Source organism: Furfurilactobacillus curtus (assembly GCF_045862785.1).
GTDB lineage: Bacteria > Bacillota > Bacilli > Lactobacillales > Lactobacillaceae > Furfurilactobacillus > Furfurilactobacillus curtus.
Map to the genome: position 1 here is coordinate 1 of NZ_BQXO01000019.1, position 2,553 is coordinate 2,553.

The following is a 2,553-nucleotide window of genomic DNA, read 5'->3' on the forward strand; positions in this document are numbered from 1 at the left end:
TTATCTAATGACAATATCAAGTCCTTATCCAAAAAAGTATCCGAGTTTTTAAAGGAAAAGTCCGTAGATCATTAGTCATAGGAGATGGGGAATTCCATGCCTAACCAATATGAAAAACTAATTGAACAACAAGCGCGTTTAAAACAAAAAATTGAGCGGGAAGATTTTAAGTTACGCCAATCTAAGTATTATGAAAATCGACAAGCACGAAAAGCCCGTTCTCGCCGATTAATTCAAAAAGGGGCTTTATTAGAAAAGTACTTTCAAGCTAATAACCTCTCGGTCGAACAAACCGAAGAACTTTTAAAAACATTCGCTGACTATGTCAACGCCCATAAACCGGATAAATTAAAAAACGATCAACCTAATAACTAGGCCGATCGTTTTTATTTTCAGGATTGTTTTTTGGCTTAACTTCTGGATTGTGTTTAGCAAAGTCTTTTAACTGTTTTTGAATTCTTTGTGTAAGCTCTGCTTTACTTTCTTTGTGCTTCCTTTTACTTGATCGCTGTTGAATTATCTTTTGACCCTTACCTCTTCTTTTTGATTTTAGGTCAAGCGTAAAATCTAAAATTTTATTTTGATCTAGCTTACTTAAATGACCGATTTCTTTAAACTTTAGCCCGGCTTTGGGAAAGCGATAAATATTACCGAGATCGACCCAGGAAGGTTTCTTCAACCCAGCGGATTGCCAATCTTGAATCGGATAATATTGTTGCTTGATATAAGGAGACTTCTTTTCATACTGACTAGGGACTGTCTGAAAACTAAAAATTCAGGTATAATCTGAGGAAAAACGAATCGAGGCATTCCGATGACAACACCTAAACGATACGAACTGGAAGATGCTCAGTGGGACCGAATCAAAGGATACTTCCCGCCATACCGGACTGGCCGTCCATCAAGCCTAGACAACCGTACCGCCCTCAACGCTATCCTCTGGCTCATGCGCAGCGGGGCTCCTTGGCGTGATCTACCTGAACGCTATGGCTCTTGGAAAACGGTGTATAGTCGCTTCCGAGCCTGGGTAAGTTCAGGCTTGTTCGAACAGGTTTTTCTCGAATTGATTGACGATCCCGACATGGAAAACTTGAGCTTAGATTCAACGATCGTTCGAGCGCATCAAAAGGCCACTGGGGCAAAAAAAACGCCGAATGTATGGTCGAAAATCAAGCTATTGGACTAAGTCGAGGTGGCCGAACGACCAAGATTCACGCACTCGTTGACGGATTAGGGAATCCCTTGGGTTTTCGCCTAACAGGTGGTCAAGTACATGATAGCCAAGTTGCCAGTGAGTTGCTGGAAGGCTTCGATATTTCTCAATCAAATATTATCGCGGATAAAGCCTATGGCACCGCGAAACTTCGCCAGTATATTGAAGATAAAGCAGGCGTCTATACCATTCCGCCAAAGGAAAATACCAAAGACAAGTGGACCTGTGATTACCACGTTTATTGTGAGCGCCATTTGATTGAGAACTTCTTCAATCAGTTGAAGAACTTTCGTAGGATTGCAACGCGTTATGATAAGCTCGCTCATGTTTATCTGGCTACGGTCTACATTGCCTCAATTTGCATCTTACTTAAGTAGTTTTCAGACGGACCCTAGTAATTTTAAAAGCCTCGACCGTCTGTTCTGATACCCGACGAATTAAAACTGGTCGAGACTTGCCACCGTTAGTTTCTACAAAACTAACGTATAGGCTGACTAAGTCATTAGTCCTCATCTGGATCGTTGAGCCAATCAGCGACCTCTTTAGCGTCTTTGAACTCGGTGACTGGTGTCCCTTCGGTCGCCTTTAAAAAGCGTAAATTAGCTCTTTCTTCTTCGCTTAAAACTGCTTCGGTATCATCGGCCAAATCTTTATCAATCCTAAAGGCTGAACTTTTGAGCTGGTTAGCCTGGTTAGCTCTGACACTCATTTAAAAGCCCCCTATTCTTCTGTTTAAGCCATTTAAATCTAACTTAAGTATAAATAGACTAGTAAGTCTTAAAACCGCTTAGAAAGGATTTTGTAGTCTTTTAGGACTAGTAGTACAACCCACTGTTATCGTTGTCGGCCGACTTTTCTTCTTCGGGGTGTTTGGCCGCATATTCTCTAGCCGCTTGTTTATTCCACCAAACGCCGAATAGGTTTTGCATGGTGCCGTACAAGTAGTTTTCCACGTTCTTGATATGCTTCTCATTGCTTCTCAGGGCGTTAAAGTAGCGTCTTAAGGCTTTAGTCATCAAAGGTTTTAGTTCTTCGTCGTCAAGCGGGATTAGAACCCCAATATCTTGATGATCTTTTTCAACTCGGTACTTAGCATTTAAGATAATGCCAATGAAGCGCCGCATTTGTTGCGGAGTGCGGCACCAGAAACTTAGTAATTGCACGGCTTCGGGTTCTAAGAAAACCGGTAAGCCACTGTCTTCATCAGTTAAGAAGTCATTAGCATGGTTCACCAAATCCTGGTTTTGCTTTTGAATTTCTGCTGGCGAAAAATGGGCTGTGGAAAAGTCCAACTTTTGAGTATCTATATTGTATCTATTAGTATCTAAGCTTCTAGGTTC

Annotated in this window: 3 protein-coding genes and 2 pseudogenes; 2 read left to right on the forward strand and 3 right to left on the reverse strand. The window is 41.5% G+C overall.

Features of this window, described 5'->3' with window-relative positions; genetic code table 11:
* Positions 1–96: 96 nt before the first annotated feature.
* Positions 97–375, forward strand: a complete 279-nt coding sequence (locus ACKTR2_RS10090) for a hypothetical protein (protein ID WP_003680647.1) — start codon at positions 97–99, stop codon at positions 373–375.
* Here ACKTR2_RS10090 and ACKTR2_RS10095 read toward each other — a convergent pair.
* A pseudogene (locus ACKTR2_RS10095) lies at positions 365–757 on the reverse strand (hypothetical protein); the annotation flags it as partial. The gene ACKTR2_RS10090 and the pseudogene ACKTR2_RS10095 overlap by 11 nt on opposite strands.
* Positions 758–814: 57 nt before the next feature.
* Here ACKTR2_RS10095 and ACKTR2_RS10100 point away from each other — a divergent pair.
* A protein-coding gene (locus ACKTR2_RS10100) for an IS5-like element ISLpl3 family transposase (RefSeq protein WP_086989537.1) occupies positions 815–1,590 on the forward strand; the annotation gives its coding sequence in 2 pieces (ribosomal slippage) (positions 815–1,139 and positions 1,139–1,590; 777 coding nt in all).
* 125 nt (positions 1,591–1,715) lie between these two features.
* Here the strand turns inward: ACKTR2_RS10100 and ACKTR2_RS10105 are convergent.
* Positions 1,716–1,922: a hypothetical protein gene (locus ACKTR2_RS10105; protein WP_065868909.1), complete on the reverse strand. Its 207-nt coding sequence runs from the start codon at positions 1,920–1,922 to the stop codon at positions 1,716–1,718.
* A 106-nt stretch (positions 1,923–2,028) separates the two neighbouring features.
* Positions 2,029–2,553: pseudogene (locus tag ACKTR2_RS10110) on the reverse strand (replication initiator protein A); the annotation flags it as partial.

What these genes read in the sequence shown, in the direction of transcription:
- ACKTR2_RS10090 (WP_003680647.1), top strand. Translation starts at nt 97, where the DNA reads ATGCCTAACCAATATGAAAAACTAATTGAACAACAAGCGCGTTTAAAA.
- ACKTR2_RS10105 (WP_065868909.1), bottom strand. Translation starts at nt 1,922, where the DNA reads ATGAGTGTCAGAGCTAACCAGGCTAACCAGCTCAAAAGTTCAGCCTTT.